We start from the raw sequence: 22,067 nt of genomic DNA, 5'->3' as shown, positions 1-22,067 counted from the left end.
GTGCCAATGCGAGCTTTATCACCGATGCGTTTCTGCAGCCGGTTTACCTGCATGTTGTATGGAGCGATTATCAGAATTTCCTTTTTACCGAGCTCCTCGTTCTCAGTAATCATCTCGCCGTCAACGAACCGGGCGCGCTGGTAGGACCTGCCATGCAGCCGATCCACTAAAGCAGCAATGTGTTCCACCTCTTCTTCGCTGAGGGTGCTGTTACCGCTGTGGGGCACTGCCTCAAACACGATCCCCTGCTTTGGGCCATCCCAGTGCACCTGGTTGGCGGTGTTGCAGGGGGCAGCTTGCAGTTGGCCATCATAAAAAAGCTCTGACACCATTTCGGTGAGTGCTGGCGGCATACGCCAGCTGGTGGCAAGAAACACACCACGATCGGCYGGCACCACGGCGTGCTCCTGCATCACATAGTCGAGGCAGCTCATGCCGCTTTCGCCRGGGTGMTYAGCCCTGTTGGGCTGGCTGAGCTGTTGCTGATCACCCACCAGCAGGATGTTGCGCGCCACCCTGCTCATATAAAGCAGGTTGCTGAGCGACACCTGGCCGGCCTCATCAATAACCAGCAAATCGAATGGAGCCCCGTCGTAGGCCTCCTTCACCAGGGTGAACACGGTGCCGCCGAGCACGGAGGGTGCGTCTGGCAGGTCGATCTCCTTAAGGGCCTGGGCGCGGCTTTCGGCCAGAGATTTCACATCAGCCTTATGGCTGGCGCTACTTGAGGCCTTCACAACTAAGGCATCGCTACCCAGTTCATCTAGACACCCCTGCACCTTGCGCAACACGTTGTTGATTGCCTCATTGCCGTTTGAACTCACCGCCACTCGCATACCTGCCTGTACCAGCTGGGCGATCACATCACCGGTGACGGTGGTCTTGCCGGTTCCAGGTGGACCCTGGAGGCATAGCCCCAGGCCATCGGCAGATATCAAAAAGGGTGTTAGTTCCGCAGCAGTTGTGTTTGACGCCAGACGGATTCGCTGATTCAGCGGCTCAAGCTGCGGGATCGTACGGCGCTCTAGGAGATGCAGCAGTGCTGGCGGTAGCGGTGTGCGCTTTTCTACCCAGCCCTGCGCTTGACGGACCAGATGCTTAAGCATGTTTCGGTAGATCAACTTGGGCAAAGGCACAAGGTCAACGGCCTGCGGCAGCTCGTTGCCTATGAGGTTCACCGCCTTTGCCAACAGATCACCGGTGGCTTTAATAGTTACCAGATCGGGCTGGTTCTCCTCAAGCTGGCCTACAGCAGTCCAGGCCTTGCCATCGGCCAGTAAAAGGTGATCGAGGGGCAGCAGGCGCGTGCCATCGCGCAGCAGTGGCACCAAAGCAAAGCGAGGGTTGCGCCCCTCACGGGCGGCCAGCTTTAGCGGCTGGGTTACATCGAAGCGGTAGAGGAAACCAAGGGAGTTCCTGATCCGCTCCACTTTTTCCAGCTTTGCAGCAGCGATTACTTCGCTGTCATCCTCCCGTTCATCTGGTGTCATCTGCAGCCGGCGGAAGAACTCCGACCATTCGAGCCTTCCTTCCCTTTCGTTGAAATCGATCAACTGGCCCAGCAAGCGCTGTAGCCGGCGGCTGATGCCTCGGGGGCCGATGGCGTCGCCATCGACATCTACGACCTGCTGTTTTTTGGATTTTGTTTTCGCTGTTGGCGCTTGATCGCCAAGCTCAGCCAGCAGCTCGAACGCCGCTACCTCAAGATCTTTTTGGTAGGTGCTGGTTTGTTTTTCCTCCTCTGCTGCCGTGGCTGCTGCGCCCCACCTATTTGCCGGGGGGGTTATCTGCTGCCTTTCGGGCAGGTTAAGCAGAAAGCGGTGCAGCCCTTCGGTGACCTCACAGTCTTTCTCGTTGTAATCCTGGAGATCCTGCAGCAATTGACTATGGCCAGATTTACGCCACTCGGCGTATTGCACTACTGAATCGGCCGCATTTTCCACCTCCTCGGTGCGGGGATCGCCGTAAAGGCGTTCAACCTTTTTGATCGAGTAGCTCGGTGAACCAACCAGCAGGCCGTTGCGAACGATCGGATACAGATCCACCAGCAGCTCCTCCCGCAACCACTGATCAATCAACAGTTGGTGAATCTGATGGCGTGAGGCCAGGTTGCTGAGGGCAGTTTTCTCATAGCTGGCGTAGTGATAAATATGCAAATTGGGGTGGTGCTCGCGGCGTAGCTGCACCCATAGAACGAACTGATCAAAGGCCTGTTTTTCCTTTGTGGTGTTATGAGCCCACCAAGGCTTGAATTGGACTTTGCTCTTTTCGTCTCGGTAGCAGGCGCCAAAAAGGTATTCGAGCTTCTCGCCGTTGATCGGATTTGGAAAGCCCTCCATGTCAAACCAGATGTCGCCCTCATCTGGTGCCGGGAGCATGGCTAGCCCCTTGGCTTGCTGCTCATTCGGCCGCACCTCATGCGCAGGGCGACCGTCGGTTTTAGCTTCAGAAGCGATTTGAATTCGAGCTTGATCCTGCAGGCGAGCCAGTATTGCTGGATCCAACTTGGAAGCATGCTTAATATCATCTAAGGAGGCAAGTTGATCAATTGTGGTGATACCAGCTGAACGCAACTTGCCGCGCTGGTTCTGGCGCATGCCAGCTACGAGCATCAGATCGCGTTTATTTTCTAGCCGTTGCTTGATAAATGGTTCCCAGAGGCCGTGATCACCTGGTGCATCCTCTGGTTCGTTACTTGCATCAAATGAAGATCTAAAATCGCGGTAACGCTGGCGTAGCAATTCGTACCAGCTCCAGAAATCATTTCTGTGGTAATTCTGGAATTGTTCTTCGCTTTTCTTGCCGCCAAGGTAAAGCTTGAATTGATCAGGCTTGTGGCCGAGGATCGGCTCAAGCAGTTCGCAATAAGCGCAAGCCTGCACAATATAAATAGGCTTGGGGTGRCTTGAAAGCTTGCATTCGATTGGGATGTAGCTCCAGCTGCCAAGATTTGAAGGACGATCTACGCGTTCAAGTAGGTCGGCTGAGCCGCGCATTTCATTGTTAGACATCGATGCTTGCCAGACGAAATCGGCACCAGCTCGCATCGCTTTTAATGTTTCCTCATAGTCGAAAGCCTCCTGCTTGCCACGCAGTTTTTCTACCTTTATTCCATTCTGCCCCTCTAGCTCTTTGATTAATAATTTTTCATGTTCTAAGCCAGCTTTATAGAGGAAGTCATCAAGTGTCTTTGTTATTGGACGCGGAGCCCGCAACGGTTCAGTGGCATGTAGCTCTTCCCACCAGGCGCCAATAACAGGGCTGCGACTGAATAGGGCTAACTGGGATGGGGTRATTAATCGATTAAACATTTGCGTGCTCAGAGGAGGTTAAAAGTAGAGGTGAAATAAATTGTGTGAAAATAGAACACCGCATCATACTAAGCTAAAAAACCRAGTATGAAACATTTAGCTAYTCAAGATCAACACTAGAAAGCATGTGGCGRCAATGCATCAAGCGATCAGCATCAACAGCCCAAGATACAATTTGACTATGTTTTGCATCAGAATCATCACACATTTGATCAACAATACCATCATGATATTGCTCCARACTTGAAATCAAAGCAATTGCAATTTGTTGATCGTCAAGCGGGCTTGTATCTAGTTTATCTATCAACWCCATTATCTCTTTAACTTTCTCACTGCGTTGGCGTTCAGTTTTTTCAGGGTAATCTGACTTGTTCTCTTGCATAGAAATTAATTCCTGCGGGCTATTTGGAACGCATGAAACACTCTCTGCGTCTATCTCACTATTGGGATCAATTGGCTTGCCAGCTTGAAAGCGGTAGCGACCGCGGTTTGGAGAGTCGTTGGGGTTGGTCATCACAGCTCCGTTKTGGTGTAACAAGCATCGCTGTTTTATCAGGAAAAAAATTAGTTATTGCGCGAATAACGAAATCCTCTTGTATTTGCAGTGCCTCTGGGAAAACCAAATCTCAATTTGAAAGCTATTTATATATATCGATTACCCCTTGGGCATGCTGCAGATGCAACTGTTTTAAATCTTKTGGCTGCTCAATTCGTATGCCAGAGCCCCATCGAAATAACCAGTTACGTAGATCCCAATCGGCTTCTACAGTCCAGCGAGGCAATAATAACTCAACTGGATAGGGGTGACTATCAGATGAACYATTTGGTTCAAGGCAATCAGAAGGTCCCTGTTCCCATGAAGACTTAGCAGTAATTGGCTTTGAATAGCTGGTGTGAGTTATTAAAAAGCGATTCGACTCCTCTCGAATCAATTTAAATACTTTTTCAGTGCAGGAAAAGCGTATAAGCTCATAGTGTTCAATCCCAGCAATTGTGCCAGGCTTTTGCTCTGCTGTAATGGCAAGTTGCGCTTCTATTGAGTTACCAAAATAAAGACCGCCACATACACCTAGTAATAAATTCAAGCGGGCGATTGCATGCAAATGCTCAGTATCACTATTGCGGCGAATTTGAGTATTACTAGGATGTAAGATGAGTCGATCAACACGCAGGGTTTTTATCAAGCCGTGGGGGCGCCCAATAGCTTCTATTTCAAATGCCAAATACCAGCTTATATTATGGAATAATAGCTGTAATGGCCAAGCCCGAAAACGCGTATCAAATGAACCAGTAGGTGTAGATAACGCATTATCAGGTATATGACTAAGCAATGCAAGTTTTCGCTGAAATATTAATTTCTCTATTTTTTGGCTTTGATCACTGTTGGCCAATGTGCCTAATTTATTTTCGGTAATTGATCGATTTGCAATTGCGCGATTGGAAACACTAAACTGCTTGGATGCAGATTGCAATAAACCAGCCCGACGCAAGCGATCATCCAGCGACTCGTATAATAAATGTTGAGAGGAGTCATTTAAGCATTCAATTGTTGATTTAAGTAGCTCATGCACTTGCAATAGTTGATCTGCGGAGAGTAGGGCGGTACCAATTGCATAACCATGCCGCAAGCTATCAGGCCTACCTTTGCTTGATGAGCTAAAACCATAGGGCCTYAATAARTGACGTAGATCATTACGYAATACGGCTTCTTGATTAGCGGCGTAACTACCATCAATATGACTTAATGATTCAAGCAGATGTTGATAAAGCAATGAACCGTCGTTGGCACTATTATCACTAGAAGGTGCATCAAATGGTTCTTTTAGAATATGGCGTAACAGGGTAAATAMTCTGATAAAAATACGTTTATCAGCCAAACTAGGAAAGCCACCATTTAAGGATTCATTGGTTGCCTTACAATATTCACCTAAGTAAATAGGATTATCGCTATTCCAGTTGAGTTGTGTAAAACCATTAGCTGTAAGCCATTCAAGATCTGCACGAATAAGAGCGGGATCGCCATAACATTCACTATTACCACCATGCACCTCAATCCATTTTGACAAATATACAGCTGCCTTTTCCGCTAGATCTCCTTCTGGCAATGGATTGCATATCGCAGCTAAACCTGCTGCCGTTGCTGGATCTTCTTGATTAAGGCCATTAAAAGTTGTTAGCAAACGTAGCAAAAAAAACAGGCGTTCTAGATCTATAAGGCGTGAATATTGATGCAMGTAGGGRAGTTTTGCTTGATCACGATTGATTGAATTACGTATAGAGGCATCTAAGTTGGTTAACTTTTGAGCTAAAGAAGTACTACTGGTTTCACCTGCAACGGGATCTAGGCTAACAACYGTTGCAAATGATTCAGCACGTTGGGGGCCAAATTGTTTGTGATTAAGTGCAGCATAGTATTCTTTAATAACAGCATCTGGCACCGGTCGTTTTCGTTGTTTTGTCCATTCCAAGCAAGTATTGAGATCTGTTTTCAGCCACCAACCAATCCATTCCACCGGTTGAGCAAGTTCCAATTGCTGGGTATAAAGCAAACGCCAAGGTCGTCGCGCGTGGGTGGCATCAATAATTACGGGGTTGCCAGCAGCCACAGACGCATGTAGCCGCTCAATCAGAATTGCGCRGATTTCATCCCATGGGCCCTGCACTGCCTCATCACCATATAGTTCAGCTCTGATTGCATCAGTTGAAAGCACTATCGCTGGCTGGYYCTCATTGCCATGTAGCAATGGCTGCAAGCGCTGGGCCATTGTGGTTTTACCACTACCAGGGGGGCCAATCAATAAGTGGCAGCGGAGGGGAATACTAGTCATTTAGTCATTCTGATGGATCAAGATAAGCGAACATATTATCTTGCGCTATTTTGGTATAAATAAAAGCAAGTTATCTTTTTTGTCATATTGGAAATACCTATTACTAGGATTCTCTGGTTTGGGTGGATTTTTTTCAAGTGCTATGTAATTTGCTAACATCGCTTTTCTTCTATCGTCATAACCAGGGTGGCTTGAATCTGGTTCCGTAGCACTTCCATCGCCTGTTGATCGATACATAAAATCAATATCCTTTAAACAAATCCGGCCCTTATAACCAGCTTTGGCAAGCATGGTGGCTGCCTCACGATCTGCTTGCAACTCAAATTCTCTTGACTTTTTCAAATTAGCTAAATCTTTATCCTTTTTATTCATTTCKTTTAGATCATGATTCTCATGGTAACTTTGCTTAAAAATATGAYTKAGACGSACATGRGCWATTTCATGGGCAACTGTACAGCTTATGTAATCAATATCGTTGCCRTAGGCGCGAAATGCAGGCCTTGGAATCATAATTGTGCCACTTGAAGTAGCCCATCCATTTATATCACCTATGGCATAACCCTGCCGCATTAGCTCRTCCCAACCATTYTTRTAGCTATTAAATGGATTTAACTGGGCRAAAAAATCGCATTTATCAGCCTTACATAGGCCTCTTTCATATGCTAGTTGCGAGGAATGGGTRCCAGCAACAATCATAAATGCAAGCGGCTGCTTGCCRAAATTATTACCTTTACTAATTTTATTTAATACCACCTCAAGTGTTTTATATTCTGCTGGCATTTGCCGGTGTAATACCCAGTAGGCATAACTAGCAGCCATTACAGATGTTGCTACGGCGAAAGAGGCTAAGAACCTAAAGCTCAATGATAGTTTCATTTTAAGGCTCAATTAAGTCGATCAAATGGCCTTGAGCATCCACTAAACGATGACGTTTACCTGTACTCCGTGCACGAGCTTGGGCAGTACGGAAAGCATCAGCTTGGTTGTGTTTTTCCTGGAAGCGTTGCCAATTGCCGAATTGATCTTGCCATTGGATGATGAACTTGCTCATTTGTGCAGGCATTACTGATAGCAGTATCGCTGAACCATGATTGTTTATTCAATGCCTTGCGCGAAGAACCAACTGGCAGTTGCCTGCGCGCAGGCTTTAAAGAGCAGAAAAGGCCTTATCCAAGCCATTAATCACATTAGCAAAGAATTCTAAATCTAATGTTTCAACGGTATCAGTCATTTTATGGTAATGGGGGTTACGCATAAATGATGTATCAGTAACCATCARAGCATTATAACCAGCATCCCAAAAMGGACTGTGATCGCTAAGGCGAACATCAGGAATTGCCCTGCCCCCATTAGGAACAGGTAACAATTTAGTGGGTACATGCTCTGCCATACGGCTTACTAATTTAGGCAACATCAACGCAGAGCCACTATTTGCAACTAGAGCAATAAAATCACCGCGGTTTCCATAAATAGTACGCATTGAATCATGGGGATAGCTTTGGTTGGAGCTGGTAAAAGCAAGCATTTCAAGACTCACCATTAATTTTATTGCTTGCTTTTTTTCTCGTAGTTCTGTTGCTAATGCACGGCTACCAAGCATGCCCCACTCCTCTTGATCAAATGCAATTAGCCATACGGGACGCCGCGGTGGCTTAACGGCCCAGCGCCGCGCTAACTCCAATAGTGCGACAACCCCACTGGCATTGTCATCAGCACCAGGTGAATGCAATGGTCCGTCGTAATGGGCAGCAATGATTAACGGTTGCTTGTCTGGTTCACGGCCAGGTAGTTTTAGAATCAAATTTATGCCATCTGCTGCAACAGTTTTGAAATGATGTTCTTCCACAGGGCCGCAGGCGCTTAACTGCTCCTTAATGGTTTGGCGAATACTCATTAACCCAATTGGATCCCAATGAATATGGCGTGGCACTGCAAWTTGATTAAGGGCTTGCTTCAATTGGGCGGCAAATGAAGAAATCTCATCGGGATTAACCAGCATCATGTAGATAAGACCTCAAGTGCAAACAGAATATTGAACGTAGCATGAAATAATGCCAAACTTAAAGACCATAAAACTTGCTTGGTTGATCGCACTAGAAACTAGCGATGCGATGTTAAATATGTAATGCTAGCTCTGGCAACTAGGWATTGCATTCAAAGTAGTGCCTAATTTTTCCTATAAATGTCTAAATAAATTATTTATCATGAACACTSAAACCCCAGGCTGGTTAGCGATTWGCACAGARGGCTTTGCTGCTATGAATGCAGCTAGACCACCGGAGCATTTAATCAAAGAAATTGTTCGGAATTCCTTAGATTCATTTGATATTGGCCAACAGGGTATAATTAAATTAAATTATGGAATGCAGGATAATCATTTTTTTGTGCAATGCTTAGACAATGGATCTGGAATTAATAGTTTATCTGATTTAAGAGTAGTTTATTTAACTAATAAAACTGATAGCCATTTAAAGCGCGGTCGCTTTGGCAGGGGTTTTAAGGAGGCTCTTTGTATAGCTGATCAGGCAATGGTAAGTAGTGGTGGTGAACAACTAGAATTTCTGCAGGAAGATGGTGTTCGCATTTCACGTAGCAGTTTTATTGATAATCCGATTTATGGCACACATGTAAGGATGCAGATGCCATGGAGTACTGATATCTGTGAAAAATTAGATCAATATTTTAATAAATTCCTTACACCTGATGAAATTTCACTACTTGTGAATGGATTAACTATAAAAAAAAGAGAAGTGCTTCACCAAGTTAAAGCTAGCCTGAGCACAGAGATTGATGATCCTAGTGGTCAATGCTGGAAAAAACCAAGCCGCAAAACATTAATCAATCTTATCCAAATTGATGATGGTGAGAATCCGATGATTAATGAAATGGGAATACCTGTTGCCTCTTTGGAGTGGTCGATGCCTTTGCATTGCGATATTCAGCAAAGGGTTCCAATGAACCCTAATCGTGATGCTGTCGCCTCAGGATATCCAATAAAAGTACATATAGCTTGCCTGCCAACTTTATTGGCTGGTATGGATGAAAATAGCATCAAGGAAGACTGGGTGGGTATTGCAGGTAGGCGTTGTAGTAAAGAGGTGCAGCATCAAATAATAGAGCGTGCATTTGGATCTAATATTGCTAGATCAGTACCAAAAGTTGGTGCTCGGCATTTTGATGAAAATGCACGTGAATTAGGGATTCAAGTAATTAATACAGCACAAGCAAGTGGCGGCTTTCGTGAAATGTTAAAGGCTTTTGTTCCCTCTGCAAAAGAAGTAGCAACAAAGAATGAGCAATTTAAAGCTGATCAAGTAAATCTTGCAAGTTTTACAATTGCTAATGCCATTAGCGAAAAGCAGAATAACTTGTTTATGATTGAACAACAAGGTGGTGTTGAGCATGTGCAGCAATGCCTAGATTTTAGTGTATGGTTTTGCCAGCAATTGCTTAATAGTTGTAAAAACGCAGGAAATAAAGTTACGGGGGAACTTACATATAATAGCGATGATAGCAACTCATTGTATGCTTTCTGGAGCGCTGATAATGTATTAGCCCTAGCAATAGATCAGGATTGTTTTTGGAAGCAACCCCACGGGGAGGAATCCTTAATGGTTTTAATACATGAGGCCGCTCATGCATTAAATCAACATCACGGTTTTGAATTTCGAGAGGAGGTACAGCGTTTAGCTGGTGTTGCAGCTAGTTTAATGCTGCATAAGGCTAACAACATTCGCATGCTATTTCCAAGATTATTTATTGATGTGCATACATACTGTTAGCCGCTAAATTCAGCTTTTATCTTTGGTTATTCGCGCTAGCTACATGCGCGCTTATGCTAAGCAAGCCATGATATATATGCAAATGATTGGGCTTTTGTCAGCTATGCAAATCACCTCTTGCTGTTAACTAATGGAATTTTTTCTTTATCTCACACCAGAAGTAAGAGAAATCATAAACCTAGTACTGCGTGCTAACTATCAAGTTACACAAAATGCAACGTTCTGCAGAAATAACCAAATCGTTGGATATATAAAAAATAAAAGCCTATAAATCTGCTTAACTAATATTAAAAATAGTGCTAGCCCAGTGAGCTACTATGTTAATGAAACTATTTACGATGAGGGCGTTCATATTGCTCAACACTGCAAGGGATCAGCGTTAAATATTCAAACAAATCTTGATCAAGCTCAACAGCAGAGTGTTTCAAGATCGCTCAAAGCATCAAATTCATCAAAAATACATGAAGCAGAAGCCTATGAATTAGAGGACAAACCGGAGGAAGTAATAAAATATATTAAACGCTACTGCTTTTAATTATGAGCCTAGATCCTCTATTAATCTAAGTTAGTTGCGGTCTGAGACATCTTGATACTATAGTTTTTAGCTGCGCAAGCCGTGGGAGTAATTATTCATAGAAATTTATTCAAGTAATTTGATAATATACTTTCCAATTAAGTGATGTCACCAACGAGTGGTGACAACGCCATGGCAGATTTTGAAGATGAGTATGAATGGTTTCCAATTAAGTGATGTCACCAACGAGTGGTGACAATGTCCTGGTGATGATTGGAGACTTGGAAGAAAATGTTTCCAATTAAGTGATGTCACCAACGAGTGGTGACTGTTGTCACCTTCAACGGTGGTCGCGATTACACCTAGTTTCCAATTAAGTGATGTCACCAACGAGTGGTGACAACTAGAACCTCGATTGATTCTAAATTCTCAGATACGTTTCCAATTAAGTGATGTCACCAACGAGTGGTGACTAGTGGAATATATTAATGGAATCAGCGTGGTTAAGTTGTTTCCAATTAAGTGATGTCACCAACGAGTGGTGACAATAAAGATTACGGGCACACTGTTAAAGTTATTGAATCGTTTCCAATTAAGTGATGTCACCAACGAGTGGTGACCTGAAATCACCCCAGGCGATCCTTTTATCCGTGTAACAGTTTCCAATTAAGTGATGTCACCAACGAGTGGTGACGAGTGTTAACTGGTGACTCTCAAGTTAATATTGGAGAAGTTTCCAATTAAGTGATGTCACCAACGAGTGGTGACGGTGAGATATCCTCCCGCATGGAAACTGCCGCCATTAAAGTTTCCAATTAAGTGATGTCACCAACGAGTGGTGACGTTTAGTGACCCTAACTAGCAGAGATAAAATTACATAGTTTCCAATTAAGTGATGTCACCAACGAGTGGTGACCTTTGCTGCCGCTAAATTAGATTTAACAGTTAAAGGTTTCCAATTAAGTGATGTCACCAACGAGTGGTGACTAGCAACCGGTATCAAGTCGCAGCGCAAAGTTTGGGGTGTTTCCAATTAAGTGATGTCACCAACGAGTGGTGACGCTTCTTCCTTTGGACCGCAAGCTTCCGCAATGCAGTTTCCAATTAAGTGATGTCACCAACGAGTGGTGACCCAGTTTATACCACAACCATCTGGGCAATTCTTACATTTGTTTCCAATTAAGTGATGTCACCAACGAGTGGTGACAGATGCTGGAGAACAACTGAACTGTAGTACTCCACTGTTTCCAATTAAGTGATGTCACCAACGAGTGGTGACACCTATTCTCCTGCGATTAAGGTTCTGGAAATTAACCGTTTCCAATTAAGTGATGTCACCAACGAGTGGTGACCATAATCGGTTGCCGAGTTAGTGTAACGCAGAAAGGCAGTTTCCAATTAAGTGATGTCACCAACGAGTGGTGACCGCGGCCTTTTAAAGCCCTGCAGTGCAAAGGGTTTGGAGACCATTTGCGCGCAGCTATATTTTACACCCTTTTCAAAGCTAATCGCACCAACTTTAAGCTGTTTGATTTGCTAAAAACTATTGCAGCGCAATCGAGCGCGCAGCTCAGCGTAGACATTAGGATTTTAGGTTTTTGAGTGCTGCGCGCTAAATTATTTGGTCTTCCCAAACAGAAGAATCAACCGAAACACCCATTTGTTCAATTTTCGAGCAACTTTGCTCTGGAACTGGCCAAAACCGCACGCTATCTTGAGCTGTGTTAATTAATTTACTAAGCCTCTGTTTCAAAATAACAATCTCTGCTTTACGCAACCTGCATTCGAACACACTTAGTTGTATTCTTACACCATAACCTAAAAGTAGCTTGGCGAGTTTAGATCTCCGTTTATTGCATGGGCTATCATATGCAATTACCCATAATTGCTCTTTTGTCATTTTATCGCCGCTGAGGAACAACGATTCCTTCGGAAGGTGAATATACATATCGAACAAATGATCTCACTAATCCATCTAATAATTCCCAGCGTGGTCCTTGCATTTGATTTGCAAGACAAATCTGCTCTGCCATATAATTTGACCATGCTTTAAGCCAAAGTTTGCGATATGCTTCCGTAAGAAATACTCCACCATCACGTACCTCAAATCCAATATCTGCTTGAATCCTTCTTGTTCTTATCATCCATACATTAAATGGATCGGCGAGAAGAGTTCGCAATGGTTCAATTAAATCAGAAACTAAGGCTGCATGGCGAGCCGAGCCAACATGCAATACACCTTCATATGGATCTAAACCTTGAAGTTCGATGCGAGTCAATAATGCATTCCAAAGAACCGAATAACTAAAACCGCATAAAGCATCAAATGGGGTCGTAGGTGGTTGCCTATGCCGCCCAAGAAAAGCAAAACCGTTTCCTTCTAATAAAGAGCCAAGAGCTTGAAAATATTCAGCGGCAGCATTTCCCTCTAAACCACGGATACGCTCAAGTGATTTAGCTTTTCTTATCTGTTGTCCATGCCAACTTAAACGATCAATAGCATTTGCAACCTGATCACGTCTATCTCTCCTAGTTAATCGCAACAACAACACGCGCGCATTGCTGATTTTTCCTGCAATCAGGCTAATGGCTGCATTTATTCTATCGGATTCTGTTAGGAGTAATTGATGTCTACCTCTATGTCGATATCCTCCTTGAATGGATTGAGTCCTTCCATAACACCAGCCATTTCTACTTAGGTATGCAATTTGAATTCCTCTATTCAAGCAGGCTTTAATCAGAGCAGTACTCAACTGCAAATTACCCATAACAAGAATTTGATCTAATAGAGGTAATTTTATTCGCTCTACCTCTTCTCCATCTGCTCGAACAATAACTTGCTCTCCTTCAATGCCAGCGGTTCCATATTCACGCAACAAGTAAAGACTACGCATTACATTTTGGAAGTTGCCAGAATTTTAGCCTGAGTAATCGCAAATTATTTTGATTCCTAGTTGTTGGCCTTGACAGATCACCACTTTGCACCAGCCAATGAATTAAACCCAGACCAGCAGCACTAGTTGCGAGTGAACTAAATATTATAAAAAGAGTAAGTATTATTATGCGTGCAATTCCTAACGGTGCCATTAATAGTAATACTAATATAATTCTTCAATTAAATATGCTTACTAGCAGATAGGAACGCAATGAAATTCGATTGAAATGAGCAGCCAGGGCATTGAGAATAAAAGGGTTGCCGATTTATAGTCTTTTCGGTTTAACTGGTTGCTATGAACAGAATTATTCATTAAATGAATAATTTCGCTAAATCTGGCTAGTTGGCTGACAAACCGTGCCAGATGGTCTATCAATGAATTTACAAGTGCAGGCATCTATGGAAGTGGTCAAGGATTCCTATACCAGCGAAACTTCTTTCACGGTGGTTACCTTCGCTCCTGTGCAGGGGTTCATTGGCTCATCCCGCAAGCTCCGCGACCTCTACGGTAGTTCTCTGCTGCTCTCGGTTCTAGCGAAGGCCATCTATGACGATGCACAAGAACGTGGATTTGAGGTGCTAAGCCCAGCTTTAGTGAATACTGCACGTGGTACACCCAACCTGCTGGTAATCAATGGCCCTTATAAAAAAGGCCATGGCCAAGATGCGCTGCAAAAAACATGGGTACATATATTAGATGCAACTAGGCAATGGCTTGAATCAAATCTGCCTCAGTTCAACTACCACTGGGAGCCAGTTTGGAAGCAGTGGCAAAACCATGCCTGGGAATATTTCCATGCCCAAGGGAGCACAATCTCCCAAGCCCGTAAGCACCTAGCCCTTGTTAAGCAACAGCGAGCTTGGAGCGGAATTAACTGGTCTGGTGAGAGCTCTACACTTGGTGGAAGTGATGCTGTAGCAAGGCCATCCCTTGGTCTTGTAGTTGATCCGCGCCTTATTTCAAATGCTCAGTGTAAGGATGAAGCTACGGCATTTATTAGAGCTTTGCAGGATCTACAGCCACTGGGTGAACCATTTGCTGGTGTAGGTGAACAACTATCTTTACCTGAATTAATTAAACGTTTGGTCACCTACCCAGTAATAGCTAAAAATGCATTTAAAGATGAACAGCTTATAAATGTTTTACCCAAGCGTTTTGATGCAATCGCCAATTCATGCAACCTTGTGTGGTTCATGGCTGATGGCGACGAAGTTGGTAAGTATTTAGCAAAAAATTCTCAAGGGAATCAAAATCAGGAGGCCGCCGCACTTAAATCTTTTAGTAATGCTATGCGTAGCTGGGCAACAAAGCTTTATGAAGATATTCCTAAACACACTGGGCAAAAGAGCACAGTTGTATATGCAGGTGGCGACGATCTGCTTGGGGCTCTGCATGATCGCCCTGGATTTGAAGGGGATGGTATTGGCGAGCCCCTTTCCTCTAATGATTTAGTGAGCTGGTTAAAAAAATTTCCTAGTATCTGGCGCGAGCATGGCCAAAATATCACCGTATCGATGGGCTTGGTTTATGTGAGTGCCAAGGTTCCACAAAGAGAGGCATTAGAGCAAGTGCGCCTAGCGGAATCAAGCGCTAAGGCCAAGGGCCGCGATCGTTTTGCCTTGCGTTTACTTTTTTCCGGCGGTCAGTCAATCGAGTGGGTTTGTCCATGGTGTGAGTTGCCACGGATACTTGATGGCTATCGTGATCGTGAGAATCGTCAAATGGGAAATGCCCACTGGGGGCATCTTGCTTCTGATCTCATCTCACTGGATGGCCGTCGCGCAATAAAAGGCAAAAGTGATACTGCCAAGGCTGTTGCAAATGCTATTTGGGATATTTACTTCCCAGGTCTTGAAGCTCCCAAAGGTTTAAATCAACCACTTGGAGACTGGCTTGTTGCTTTATCCCAGGTCTTTTCTCGGCTATTAAAACCCAATAAACAGGAGGTGAATTCATGACCATTCCCTTTAGTTATCTGATCACTCTTGAACCACTTGGTTTGCTCTATGCAAGCAGTGGTCGATTCCTATCTGCAGAGAATCTTGTTGGTAAAGCTGGGGAGCACTTTCCTCCAGATAGCCCTGCTATGTCAGGTTTAATTGCTTCCAAATTACATCGATCGGAATTGCTCAATCTTTTTACAGCTGGCCCCTTTTGGCGTAACTCAAAAGATCTCTATTTACCTGCTCCGCTTACACTATTGCAAAATAAAGCTGATGAAAACTGTWTAAACCGAACAATATGCGAGCGGCTTGCATGGCATGCGCCAGGTGTCAATTCTGATCTTGGCGGTTGGATGCCAACTAGTGGTAGAGAAATTCCAGCCAAACCAATAAGAGGCGGATGGATTGCCCTATCCCAGTGGATGAATCAAACAACTGCTAACGCAATGGTGCATGTAAATCCATGGAAAGCAGTTCCTCATCTCCACCCTCGTTTATGTGATAACGAGCGGGTAAGTGCTCAGGAAAATGCTTTGTTTATGGAATTAGCAGTGGCACTTGAACCTGGTGTTTCATTGGCATATATAAGCAGTCACAACATTCCAGAAGGCCGCTATCGCTTTGGTGGGGAGGGGCATCTAGTGGAGCTTCGTTGTGAGCAAATACCTGAGGCATTACTGGATCTTTTGAAACAGCCGATCAAAGCCAGTTTTGCCCTCATAACTCCTGGTGTTTGGGGCGGTAGCAGACTTTCACAACGGGAACCATTCTTACCGACCGTCCTCGCCCTTGGCGCCATCGACTTGGAGCTGGTCTTGATGGTGAACCACGACTATCTCGTGGCCGTTGGGCAGTGCCAGCTGGCAGTTGCTATCAAGTTCCAGCAACATTGCCGTTGCCGCCATGGCCAGACTGGCCTGAAAGTTGGTTCCCAAGAGAAGGGTTCAGCTTTAAACAATTTGGTACAGGCCTAGCATTACCTATCCCTTGAATTAACACCTAACTGGCACTCACACACCATCCACTAATTTAGTTTTTCACAATGGTTTACTCCCGCAGTTATGGCTTAATCGAAACTCTTGCACCTCTTCATGTAGGTGCATCATCAGGTGAGGAATCAGGTAACCTAAATTTGATTTTTCGAGATGCTTACACGCAAACTGGCATCATCCCTGGCAGTTCGATCCGTGGTCGCTTTCGAGCTGAAGCACGTCGCAACGATCCCCAAAGGACAATCACCTGGTTTGGCGGAGAAGCAGGAGCAGGTCGAGATGACATAAGTGAAGCCCGTGTGAAGTTTGAATACGCCTCCCTGGTTTGGCTTCCTGTTTTTTCTCCTGGGCAACCAGTGGTGTGGCTAAGCAGCCCACGGCTGCTAGATAGATACCGACGCATTGTTGATTGCTCTTTAAAACTGCCCAAGCCATACACAGGTAGCCCTGGGCTACGTGGTCGTGAGCAAGCAGGAGGGAAAGACAAAAAGAAAACTCTGTTTTTTAATCTCGGTTTTCTTGAATTAGATCCTGATCCGGGATTAAAAGATTGGATTCCAAAAGGAATAGAAGACTCCATTCCCGATGATCGTTTAGTAGTAGTTGATGATGCAGATATTGGTGCTATCCATGACCTAGCCCTATACCGCCAAAGCAGGGTTAAATTGGCCGATAACGAAAAAAAAGTAGATGGTGGAGCATTCTTTAACGTAGAAGCTCTACCTGAAGGATCAGTGCTTATATTCCCGATCGGTATCCGCCCAGCAGGGCCTAATGATTCAAGAGATAAATGGTCACCATTTGGTAAAGAGAATAAAGAAGCTGAGCTCTATTTTGGTGGCTTAGAAAGCATCGGCTTTGGCCGTAGCAATGTAACACTATTTGGAGAGGAGGTGGCCTAATGAGTTATCATCAATTCAACCTAGATCATTTAGCTCAAGAAATAGTATTAAGGGCAAGAAAAAGGGACAACGATAGTCTCAATCAAGCTCACAAAATGAGGGCCGCCTGCGCCTATGGATTAGAACGCTTCTGGGGAGAACATCTACGTTTATCGAAAGATGAACCAACTAAAGCTGACTTTGTTGCAGATGTTTGGATGGGGCTTGTTGGAGTTTTAGCCAAGGGTTCTATAAATTTACCTGCAGATGTGTTGTTTAATAATGATGATGAAGCTCGTATTCAATCTGTAGCTGAAAGTATTTGGCGTTTAGGCAGATTCGAACAACAAACTGCCTTAGCAGTTCTTATCGCACTATGCGATGCAATCGTGTGGTGGACTCAACGACTAAAGCTGCCTGCGCGAGGCTTAGCCAATGAGTAAAAAAAATAAACGTTTTATTGGTTCTGGTGGGCCAGCACAGCAGAAGCGAGCAAAACCCCAAGCTCCCGCGGAAGCAATAACAAAAATAGTGCCTTCTGCGCGAAGTGGAGGTAATCCGGCTTCTCCATTGCTAGATTCATTGCAAAGTGAATGCAATTTAGTAAGTTCTATGCCAATTGAACTTGCTAAAAACGTACCAATCGAGTTTCGGGCGCAGGTGCGCGGCCGTGCCCAGCGCCAATACATTCCCGACACGAAAAATCAATCGATCGGTTTTAAGTCCGACATTGAACTATGGATTGAGCAATGGACTAACCGCATCGATCCAGAAATGCCTTTCACTCCAGAAGGTCTACATGTAGTAGATGCGCAGATTGATTGGCGCCTAATTAGTAACAGCGGAATAGACGAAGGCATCATTCGGCCTGTAATTGGTGCAGGTGGCTGGCCTCTGTTACCTGGAAGTGGTATCAAAGGTCTTTTCCGTCGGGCCTGCCCAATAGAACAACTGCAGCGCTGGTGTGGAAGCAACTGTGGCAAAGGTGTTTTAAGCCCAGGAATACTTCGATTTCATGGAGCCTGGCCGGCAGACAACAGCTGGACTCAAGATCTACTAGACGTTGCCCATCCGCAGCAAAACTGGCAATTGGGTTTTAACAAAGGAGGAGAACACCACTCAGCTCATGGTATCGTTAGTATTCGAAGTCCTCTGCTTAAAATTGCCTTAAGTAGTACCCAAATATTAGAAAAAGATGAATGGGAATCGATAGATGCAACACTTAGGAAATCTTTAGAGCGTGGTCTTGGTGGCCGCACTGCTGCTGGTTATGGCAGAAGTGGAATAATCAAAGAAGAAATTTTATTTGAGTGCGGCATTGAAGGTCAAGGGCCAGCTGCAAAACTTTTAGATGGAACACCAGAATTTCGTCCCACCATGTTTCGCGCCGCTATTCGTGGCATGGCCTTGCGGCTATTTGGTGGTTTAACAGACGAAACAAACACTCTTCAGGTAGTGGGCCAATTATTCGGATCCATTAGCAGAGAAGAGGGTCAAAACGTTGGTTTGCTAGCCACTGCATATACCAGCAATCAAACAACTCTTGATAGTTTTGGCTCAGGTAATTGGATTCAACCTGTTTATTACACCTCAGGTCAATTGCAATGGCGTCAAGCGCGGCAGCTTAGAAATGGTGAAGATTCAATACTCTTAGCAGAACTATTGGCACATTTACATGGCCTCGTACTCACTCTTGGCGGTTTTGGCCGTGGCTGGCGGCGACCAGATCACCGCATATTTTATCCAGATTATTTAAAAACACCTATCGGCACCCATTGGCAATGGCTACAGCCATCAAAGCTGCCAAAGGGTATTAACGTGCAATCACAAGAAGATTTAGAGAATTTATTAAAGCGCGCTAATTCTGTAGCAACACTTTGGTTGACAGCTGTAAATCGCAAGCCCAAGGAACCGGCTGTATGGAGAGAGGTTTTACATCCGAGCCGTGTTGGCATCTGGGTTCGTACAGCAACCAAACCAGAAGATGCGGAAGTTGTGAATTGGTTTCATCAAAAACCCCAAGCCAAGGAAAAAGGCATCATGGATCCACGAGATTTAAATAAAACTGATCTTGCTGGCAAAATGAGTCATGTGGGGCGGATTTGGAACAGACTCCTACCTTTATACGGAGATGCCGAAATACCCCATTGCGCTTCTTCTGCAAAAGAAACAGCGGTTAGCAGGCCAACAAGTTCGGGAGGAGCCTTTGCGCGACCTCAATCAGCTCTAGCTCGCCCAACAACTAGTAATGCAGCTAGCAAACAACCTGGACAGCAAAAGAATAGCAGTCCTGTATCAATAAATATTTGGAATGGTGCTTACTTGGAATCGGTAGTGTTGTTCTTTGATCAACGCGATCGTTACCATGAGCCTGCACTAGTGCGCAAGCTAGATGATGGAGCTGATGCGGGTTTCAAACGTGTCCGATTCACAAATTAATGACCCGCGTACTTCTTGTTACGGTTGGCGGAAGCCCTGATCCAATTCTTGAAGCTGTAAAGATACATAAACCTGATGAATTAATCTTTATTTGTAGTGCGCCCCCCTGCGATGCACCGAGTGTTTCTCAAGTAATAGGAAAAGGAGAGCCCTGCCAGCACTACGGGCCAAATGGAGAACCCCAATGGCGCTCTAACCTAGTGAGCCAACTTGATTTAGTTAATTTCAGGCCTGATCTGCAAATTCTTGAAATCCCTGATCCAGACGATCTTGTTGATTGTCATCGCCGCATTCAGTCCTTTTGCAACGTTTTAAAACATCGTTTTATTAAATTAGAATTAATTGGTGACTATAGCGGTGGCACCAAAACCATGAGCGCTGCTCTTACATTAGTTTTAGTAGACCAAGGAGCTGAAATTAGCCTGGTTTCAGGAAAACGAAGAGATCTAAATCGGATTATTATTAGTGAAGGAAGTCGCTCAATTGCCGTTGGTCCGTTGAAGGCAAGTAGACTACTCAAAGAACAGTTGCCTTTACTACTGCAAACTCATTTTTATGATCGGGCCTTACAAGCGATCGCTGAATTGCGCTCAGATCATGAAAAAAGTCTAGATCAAATTCAACTTGAGGCATTTAAACAACTAGAAGATTGCCTACCAGTTTTAATGTTATGGGATAGTTTTCGTTGGAAGGAAGCACTTGAACAAGCAAAGACAACTATTCTTTTTATTGAATTTCCTGCCCTAATTGATTGGTGGCAAAGAGTTGTTAGCTCCCGTTTATGGTTAGATCACCAGCAGCCACTTGTAGCCGTAACTGGATATGAATTAGTACAAGATCTTTTGCTTAATGCACAACGACGCGGATGTCGCGGCTGGTATGACGATGCCATAGCACGCCTATATCGCACATTAGAACTTTTAGCGCAAACATATATTCAGCTTGAGAAAGGGTATGATCATCAAACATTTTGGGATAACGAACAGATACATCGCGATTGCCAACAATGGAATGTGAAGCGAGGAGTCGGAGGTCTTTATTGGTGGTTACGGCATGTCGAGGGTGCCACAGGCTTAGCCGGGGCAGCAAGTAGTCAATGGCATCAAATACGTGATTTGCTTGATGCTCGAAATCAATCTCTTCTTGGCCATGGCTTAAGGCCGGTAGCACGGAATGATTGGCAATCATTGCAACAAAGAGTTAGTAATTTAGTAACTACAGCGTTAACCGAACTTGGCTGCACTCAGGGAGCCCATCCTCATCAATTGCCAGGTATAAGTTTACTAGAGGTTCCAGCTGCAATTATTCTTTTAGGAGGTAATCAATGATTGATATTCTCGTATTAAGTGTTGGAGCTTCTAGTGATCCATTAGAGCAGTGCATTAAACGTGTGCGCCCAAGACGCGTTGTATACATCTGTTCGCAAGATACATTATCTCAAGTAGATAAGATTCATCAAAATACTCAGATTTCAGGCTTTGATCCAGATTGTGACATACTTATACTTCTTCAGAGTGCTATAGACAATGATTCAGCAAGTGAAATCGATCAACTTGATTTGGTGTATGAAAGATGCCGAAATTTGTTTGATCGCCTATTAGTTGAGAAACCTGGAGCAAAAATTCAGGTTGACTATACCGGCGGCACTAAAACTATGACATCAGGCTTAGCACTTGCCGCAATTGATGATGGAAGAGTAGAAATTTCAGTGATGACTCAAGAGAATCGAAAAGTAGGAGAAAGGTCAATTCATGGAATTTCTCGTCCAAAACAAATTAATAGTGGATCTATACATTTTATTCGCCTTATAAAGAATACCCTTGATCCATTATTACGAAGATTTGATTATGCAGCTGCGCAGGATTATGTGTCAACTGTAATATCAATGAAGCAAGAAAATGATGTTGAGAAATATCTTAATTCGTTAACCGATAAGCTCCAAGCATTTGATGCCTGGGATCGCTGGGATCTTGATACAGCTTTTGAATTGCTAAAGAATGATTCTAAAAAGGAAAATAAGAATAATAGTGTACTATCTACTATTAAAAGGATTAGGTGGTCACGTGATTTACTAAATCAAGAACAAAATAAAGAAAAGAACGCAAACCTCCTCAAAAATGGAGATATATATGGCCTAGAAGCTGTTGAAGATTTGCTCTTAAATGCAAAGCGTAGAGCATTGCAAGAACGTTTTGATGATGCTGTTGGCCGTCTTTATCGATCTATGGAGTTAACTGCTCAGTTGATTCTTCAGATTGATTACAATGGAATAAGAACATCAAATATTGAGCTTGATTTATTGCCTGAACATTTAAAAGATAAATATAGTAAAAAGAGGAATTCTGAAAAAAACCGAATTGAAATAGCCCTTGCTGCAAGCTTTGATCTTTTGGCAGATCTTAATTCTCCTGAGGGCCTCAAATGGAAGACTCATCGAGGAG

At 44.2% G+C, this 22,067-nt stretch carries 17 protein-coding genes and 1 CRISPR repeat array; of the genes, 9 read left to right on the top strand and 8 right to left on the bottom strand.

Going from position 1 to position 22,067, the window contains the following annotated elements; translation table 11 throughout:
* The 6 genes from C7K08_RS09935 to C7K08_RS09915 form a co-directional block, all read right to left on the bottom strand.
* On the bottom strand, positions 1 to 3,311 hold a 3,311-nt coding region (locus C7K08_RS09935; protein ID WP_106500473.1), incomplete at its 3' end, for a TM0106 family RecB-like putative nuclease.
* 100 nt (positions 3,312 to 3,411) lie between these two features.
* A complete protein-coding gene (locus tag C7K08_RS09930) occupies positions 3,412 to 3,825 on the bottom strand; it encodes a hypothetical protein (RefSeq protein WP_106500472.1) in 414 nt (137 codons plus the stop codon).
* 124 nt (positions 3,826 to 3,949) lie between these two features.
* A complete protein-coding gene (locus C7K08_RS09925; protein ID WP_106500471.1) occupies positions 3,950 to 6,139 on the bottom strand; it encodes an ATP-binding protein in 2,190 nt (729 codons plus the stop codon).
* 45 nt (positions 6,140 to 6,184) lie between these two features.
* Positions 6,185 to 6,511 carry a M48 family metalloprotease gene (locus C7K08_RS15220; RefSeq protein WP_133165212.1) on the bottom strand — a complete coding sequence of 109 codons (327 nt, stop codon included), beginning with the start codon at positions 6,509 to 6,511 and terminating at the stop codon, positions 6,185 to 6,187.
* Positions 6,512 to 7,016: 505 nt separating this feature from the next.
* Positions 7,017 to 7,190, bottom strand: a complete 174-nt coding sequence (locus C7K08_RS16005) for a hypothetical protein (protein ID WP_162842901.1) — start codon at positions 7,188 to 7,190, stop codon at positions 7,017 to 7,019.
* A 96-nt stretch (positions 7,191 to 7,286) separates the two neighbouring features.
* Positions 7,287 to 7,985 (bottom strand): M20/M25/M40 family metallo-hydrolase, encoded by a 699-nt coding sequence (locus C7K08_RS09915; RefSeq protein WP_241537192.1) that lies wholly within the window; start codon positions 7,983 to 7,985, stop codon positions 7,287 to 7,289.
* A 412-nt stretch (positions 7,986 to 8,397) separates the two neighbouring features.
* Between C7K08_RS09915 and C7K08_RS09910 the strand changes: the two genes are divergently transcribed.
* On the top strand, positions 8,398 to 9,921 hold the full coding sequence (locus C7K08_RS09910) for an ATP-binding protein (protein ID WP_241537191.1): 1,524 nt from the start codon (positions 8,398 to 8,400) through the stop codon (positions 9,919 to 9,921).
* Between the two features lie 307 nt (positions 9,922 to 10,228).
* Positions 10,229 to 10,456, top strand: a complete 228-nt coding sequence (locus C7K08_RS09905) for a hypothetical protein (RefSeq protein ID WP_106500469.1) — start codon at positions 10,229 to 10,231, stop codon at positions 10,454 to 10,456.
* 129 nt (positions 10,457 to 10,585) lie between these two features.
* A CRISPR array of direct repeats spans positions 10,586 to 11,861; the repeat unit is 36 nt; unit sequence GTTTCCAATTAAGTGATGTCACCAACGAGTGGTGAC.
* Positions 11,862 to 12,047: 186 nt separating this feature from the next.
* Here the strand turns inward: C7K08_RS09905 and cas2 are convergent.
* On the bottom strand, positions 12,048 to 12,335 hold the full coding sequence (cas2, locus tag C7K08_RS09900; protein ID WP_106500468.1) for a CRISPR-associated endonuclease Cas2: 288 nt from the start codon (positions 12,333 to 12,335) through the stop codon (positions 12,048 to 12,050).
* A 1-nt stretch (position 12,336) separates the two neighbouring features.
* Positions 12,337 to 13,329, bottom strand: coding sequence for a CRISPR-associated endonuclease Cas1 (gene cas1, locus C7K08_RS09895; protein WP_106500467.1), 993 nt, complete (start codon positions 13,327 to 13,329; stop codon positions 12,337 to 12,339).
* A gap of 416 nt (positions 13,330 to 13,745) precedes the next feature.
* Here cas1 and C7K08_RS09890 point away from each other — a divergent pair, with 416 nt between their 5' ends.
* The 7 genes from C7K08_RS09890 to C7K08_RS15215 all read left to right on the top strand — a co-directional run.
* Positions 13,746 to 15,329: a Cas10/Cmr2 second palm domain-containing protein gene (locus C7K08_RS09890; RefSeq protein ID WP_106500466.1), complete on the top strand. Its 1,584-nt coding sequence runs from the start codon at positions 13,746 to 13,748 to the stop codon at positions 15,327 to 15,329.
* Positions 15,326 to 16,288, top strand: a complete 963-nt coding sequence (locus C7K08_RS09885; protein WP_106500465.1) for a type III-B CRISPR module-associated Cmr3 family protein — start codon at positions 15,326 to 15,328, stop codon at positions 16,286 to 16,288. Before C7K08_RS09890 ends, C7K08_RS09885 begins: the two co-directional genes overlap by 4 nt.
* Before the next feature lie 68 nt (positions 16,289 to 16,356).
* Positions 16,357 to 17,208: an RAMP superfamily CRISPR-associated protein gene (locus C7K08_RS09880; RefSeq protein WP_106500464.1), complete on the top strand. Its 852-nt coding sequence runs from the start codon at positions 16,357 to 16,359 to the stop codon at positions 17,206 to 17,208.
* Positions 17,208 to 17,630, top strand: coding sequence for a hypothetical protein (locus C7K08_RS09875; RefSeq protein ID WP_106500463.1), 423 nt, complete (start codon positions 17,208 to 17,210; stop codon positions 17,628 to 17,630). Before C7K08_RS09880 ends, C7K08_RS09875 begins: the two co-directional genes overlap by 1 nt.
* A gap of 169 nt (positions 17,631 to 17,799) precedes the next feature.
* Positions 17,800 to 19,626, top strand: a complete 1,827-nt coding sequence (locus C7K08_RS09870) for a dermokine domain-containing protein (protein WP_133165211.1) — start codon at positions 17,800 to 17,802, stop codon at positions 19,624 to 19,626.
* Positions 19,626 to 20,954 carry a TIGR02710 family CRISPR-associated CARF protein gene (locus C7K08_RS09865; protein ID WP_106500461.1) on the top strand — a complete coding sequence of 443 codons (1,329 nt, stop codon included), beginning with the start codon at positions 19,626 to 19,628 and terminating at the stop codon, positions 20,952 to 20,954. The genes C7K08_RS09870 and C7K08_RS09865 overlap by 1 nt, the downstream gene beginning before the upstream one ends.
* The coding region (locus C7K08_RS15215; RefSeq protein WP_133165210.1) for a TIGR02710 family CRISPR-associated CARF protein at positions 20,951 to 22,067 on the top strand (1,117 nt) is incomplete at its 3' end. The genes C7K08_RS09865 and C7K08_RS15215, both read left to right, overlap by 4 nt.

It is taken from the genome of Synechococcus lacustris str. Tous, from assembly GCF_003011125.1.
Lineage (GTDB): Bacteria > Cyanobacteriota > Cyanobacteriia > PCC-6307 > Cyanobiaceae > Synechococcus_D > Synechococcus_D lacustris.
This window is presented reverse-complemented; position numbering and strand designations above follow the sequence as displayed.

Coding starts and splice junctions, on each gene's coding strand:
- C7K08_RS15220 (WP_133165212.1), bottom strand. CDS start 6,511: ATGAATAAAAAGGATAAAGATTTAGCTAATTTGAAAAAGTCAAGAGAA.
- C7K08_RS16005 (WP_162842901.1), bottom strand. CDS start 7,190: ATGAGCAAGTTCATCATCCAATGGCAAGATCAATTCGGCAATTGGCAA.
- cas1 (WP_106500467.1), bottom strand. CDS start 13,329: ATGCGTAGTCTTTACTTGTTGCGTGAATATGGAACCGCTGGCATTGAA.
- C7K08_RS09865 (WP_106500461.1), top strand. CDS start 19,626: ATGACCCGCGTACTTCTTGTTACGGTTGGCGGAAGCCCTGATCCAATT.
- C7K08_RS09890 (WP_106500466.1), top strand. CDS start 13,746: ATGAATTTACAAGTGCAGGCATCTATGGAAGTGGTCAAGGATTCCTAT.
- cas2 (WP_106500468.1), bottom strand. CDS start 12,335: ATGACAAAAGAGCAATTATGGGTAATTGCATATGATAGCCCATGCAAT.
- C7K08_RS09875 (WP_106500463.1), top strand. CDS start 17,208: ATGAGTTATCATCAATTCAACCTAGATCATTTAGCTCAAGAAATAGTA.
- C7K08_RS09870 (WP_133165211.1), top strand. CDS start 17,800: ATGCCAATTGAACTTGCTAAAAACGTACCAATCGAGTTTCGGGCGCAG.
- C7K08_RS09910 (WP_241537191.1), top strand. CDS start 8,398: ATGAATGCAGCTAGACCACCGGAGCATTTAATCAAAGAAATTGTTCGG.
- C7K08_RS09880 (WP_106500464.1), top strand. CDS start 16,357: ATGGTTTACTCCCGCAGTTATGGCTTAATCGAAACTCTTGCACCTCTT.